This is a genomic window from Streptomyces spongiae (genome assembly GCF_009377185.1).
GTDB lineage: Bacteria > Actinomycetota > Actinomycetes > Streptomycetales > Streptomycetaceae > Streptomyces > Streptomyces spongiae.
The window spans coordinates 1-3,539 of record NZ_VJZC01000811.1; the positions used below are offsets into that span (position 1 = coordinate 1).

Annotated in this window: 5 protein-coding genes; all 5 read left to right on the plus strand. The window is 73.0% G+C overall.

Annotation, left to right across the window (positions count from 1 at the left end; translation table 11 throughout):
- Positions 1–104 precede the first annotated feature (104 nt).
- The 5 genes from FNH08_RS47120 (at position 105) to FNH08_RS47140 (ending at position 3,470) form a co-directional block, all read left to right on the plus strand.
- The gene (locus tag FNH08_RS47120) at positions 105–536 is read left to right on the plus strand and encodes a hypothetical protein (protein WP_152778015.1); all 432 of its coding nucleotides are present in this window, start codon (positions 105–107) and stop codon (positions 534–536) included.
- A 93-nt stretch (positions 537–629) separates the two neighbouring features.
- Positions 630–1,529, plus strand: coding sequence for a hypothetical protein (locus FNH08_RS47125; RefSeq protein ID WP_322726566.1), 900 nt, complete (start codon positions 630–632; stop codon positions 1,527–1,529).
- A 42-nt stretch (positions 1,530–1,571) separates the two neighbouring features.
- On the plus strand, positions 1,572–1,964 hold the full coding sequence (locus FNH08_RS47130; protein WP_152778019.1) for an ADP-ribosylation/crystallin J1: 393 nt from the start codon (positions 1,572–1,574) through the stop codon (positions 1,962–1,964).
- Positions 1,965–2,091: 127 nt separating this feature from the next.
- Positions 2,092–3,087, plus strand: a complete 996-nt coding sequence (locus tag FNH08_RS47135; RefSeq protein WP_407704597.1) for an endonuclease/exonuclease/phosphatase family protein — start codon at positions 2,092–2,094, stop codon at positions 3,085–3,087.
- 185 nt (positions 3,088–3,272) lie between these two features.
- A complete protein-coding gene (locus tag FNH08_RS47140) occupies positions 3,273–3,470 on the plus strand; it encodes a hypothetical protein (RefSeq protein WP_152778021.1) in 198 nt (65 codons plus the stop codon).
- Positions 3,471–3,539 lie beyond the last annotated feature (69 nt).

The window sequence follows — 3,539 nt, forward strand, 5'->3', positions numbered from 1 at the left end:
GGGTAGGGGCGGCGGGGGCGAGAAAAACCCGCGGTCCGACTTGCCGGCGCTCCCCCCGAGGTGTGCGCTGGAAGGCAGGGCGGCGGAGAGAGAGGAGTACTGACATGACTCACCCGGCACCGCTGTCGGAGACACCCGCACCACTCCCCGACGTCTTCAGCGAACGCACCCACACCCTCGCACGCCGAACCCTCCCCATGCTGTTCGGCCTGACATACGGCTACTGGGCCGCGGCCATCGACCGCGACGGAGGCCCCATCACCGGCTGGAACGTCCTCCTCGGCTTCGTGAGCGCGCTCGCGTTCATGCTGGTCCTCACCGCTGTCCTCGTCACCGCACCCCGACTGCGCCGCGAGGTCCACGCCGCCACGTGGGCCTCCTTCGCGGGCATCGCCTTCGGCTTCCTCTACAGCCAGACCGACGAGAGCGTCCTGCGCTCCTCGCTCCTGTCCCTGCCGGTCGCCGCGGCCGTGGGCGCGATGGCCTTCTACTGGCACTACACGCACGAGGACGAGCAGGGCCACCGCCTCAGGTGAGGGGGCCCCGTACGGATTGCCGTATGCGCCCATCTGCAGTCACCAGCGCCCCGACCGGTCGCGCACTCCGTCCCGGGGGCCTTGCCTGAAAGAGTGCCTCGACACGTACGGAGCGCCCTGTCGGCCGTGCTGATCGCGCTCGCCTCGCTGCTCGCGCCGCTCGGCGCGCTGGCGGCGTGGGCGACGTACGAGATCGGGGACGGGGCACGGTACGAGGCGGCGACGGCGGCTCTGGCCGCCGACCCCCACGTACGGAACGAGATCGCGGACGCGGTCACGGCAGGCGTCATGCGGGAGGTCCGCGTCGCGCCACCGCTGAAGGGCCCGGTGCGGGCGTTCACACGCGACGCCGTGCGGTCCTTCACGCAGACCGAGGCGTACCGAATCGCGTGGTCCACGGCGAACCGGGCCGCGCACGACACGGTGCTGCGGGCGGTGCGCGACGACGCCACGGCGCCCGTGACGCTCGACGTCGCTCCCGTCACCGAGCGGGTGAAGGAACGGCTCGTGCACGACCGCGTGCCGTTCGCGCACCGCATCCCGGTCGAACACACCGAGGTCGTCGTGCTGTCGTCCGAGAACCTGGACCGGCTCCGAAAGGGATACCGCGTGCTCGAACTCACCTCGTTCTGGCTGCCGTCGCTCACCGTGGCACTGGCCGCGGGCGGCCTCCTCGTGTCCGCCTGCCGCCGCCGCGCGGTGTTCGCGACGGGGCTCGGTACGGCGCTGGGCGGCGCCCTGCTGGGCATCGCCGTGGCCGTGGGCCGCCATGTGACGCTCACCGACCTGCCGCCCGACGTGTCGCGCGCGGCGGCGGCCGCCGTCTACGACGCCCTGACGGCCACCCTGCGCACCGTGACATGGCTGCTGGTGGTGCTGGGACTGGCAGTGGCGCTCGCGGCCTGGGTCACGGGCTTCCACGACCACCAGCGCCGCCCCTCACCGGACCCCCAGCCGACCGCCCGCCCGACTGCCCGGCCGAACCCGCGGTAATTCCGTGGCGGAGCGGCGCATACCGGACTACGGTCGCCCCTCATGCCGACCCAGCCCACGACAACGACCACGACGACCACCGCGACGACCACCCTGTGGCGCCCGACCGGCCCCGAGGAGCTCGCGCTCGTCGAGGCCTCCGACTGGACCGCCTGGCCCGCACGCCTGCCGGAGCAGCCGATCTTCTACCCGGTCCTCAACGAGGACTACGCCGTGCGCATCGCCCGCGACTGGAACGTGCCCGCCTCCGGCTCCGGTTACGTGACCCGCTTCGAGATCGACTCGGAGTTCGTCTCCAGGTACCCAGTCCGGCAGGTCGGCGGCCGGACCGTCCTGGAGCTCTGGGTGCCGGCGGAGGAGCTGGCGGAGTTCAACGCGCACATCGTGGGCCGGATCGAGGTCGTACAGGAGTTCCACGCCGAGTCGCCCTCCTGAACGTCCGGGCCCCCGTGGCGTGCGGCACATGCGCAACCGTCGCCCCACCGCCCCCGTCTCTTGAGGGAGGATTCGGGGACGTTTTCGGGCACCCTTCCGGGACCCAGCGAACAGGCGGAGGCCGAACGTGGACACGGTGGCGGCCGATCGGCCGGCGGAGGAGGACGAGCGGGCGTCCGGGCGCAGGGCGGGCGGCTGGTTCGCGGGGCTGCTGCTCCTCGGGGTCAGCGCGGTCCTCGGGTGCCGGGTGGCCGGCAGCGACGGCGTCACCCCGGTGCCGCAGCTGCTCGCCTTCCTGCCGTGGCTGCTCGCACCCACCGCCCTCGCCCTGCTCCTCGCCCTGCGCGCCCGCTGGCGCACCGGCCTGGTGTGGGGCGTCGTCGTGCTCGGCGGCCTCGCCTGGTTCATCGAGCCGTACGGCAAGACGGACGAGCCGAGCGGGCCGCCGCTGGCCGAGCTCCGGGTGCTGACGTCGAACGTGCAGTTCGGGCGCGGGACCGACGCGCTCATCACGGCCGTGCGCCGCCACGACCCCGACCTCGTGTTCGTCCAGGAGTGCGAGCAGACGTGCTCGGCGGCCCTCAGGGACACCTTCGAGGGGGACGGCTACCCGTACCGGCAGGCCGTCGAGGGATACGGATCCGACGGCTCGGTGATCCTCAGCCGCCTCCCGCTCACCAAGGCCGCCACCGTCCCGGGCACCATGGGCATGCCCGGCGCCACCACCGAGGTGGAGGGACGGCGGGTACGGCTCCAGCTCGCCCACCCCATGCCGCCGCTGCCGGGCCAGGTGGACACCTGGCGGCGTGAGCTGGGCCGCCTGCGCGCGTACGCCGCGGCCGACACCTCCACGCCCACGATCCTCGCCGGGGACTTCAACGCCTCCCAGGACCACGCCGCCTTCCGCCGCATCCTCGACGCCGGGCTGCTCGACGGCGCCCGGCTCGCCGATGCCGCCCGTACACCCAGCTGGCCCGCCCGGACGACCCCGACGTTCGGCACCCAGATCGACCACGTCCTGGTGTCCCGGGACTTCGCCGCGCAGCGTGCCCGCTTCCTCGACATCGACGGCACCGACCACCGCGCCCTGCTCGTCGACCTCACCCTGCACCGGCGGGGTTGATCCGCGGGGTCGATCCGCGGGGCTGACCCGCGGCGGGGTCCGGGCCGCAGGTCAACCCCGCGCACATGGCGGATCGTTACGTCACGCCCGGAGGAGTGACGCGGCACGTGATCACGCCCCGGCACGGGCAATGATCGATCTTGTCAGCAGTTCCACCGATACGTCCTACCGACAAGGGGATGATCATGCGGCGTGCCGCCACTGTCCTGCTCGGAGCCCTCGCCGTCGTCGGCGCCCTGTCCGCACCCGCGGTAGCGGTGCCGGACCCGGTCGCGACCGTCGACTGCGTCGCCCAGACCCCGGCCGATCTCGCGGGCCTCATCGACCCCGCCGCCCCCGGCGTGCCCAGCGAGATCCCGGGGACGGCCTGCCTGGCTCCCTGAGCCGTCCTACAGGAACACCGGAACACCGGAACACCGGAGCAGATGAGTGCGGGCCGCCCTGTGCAGGAG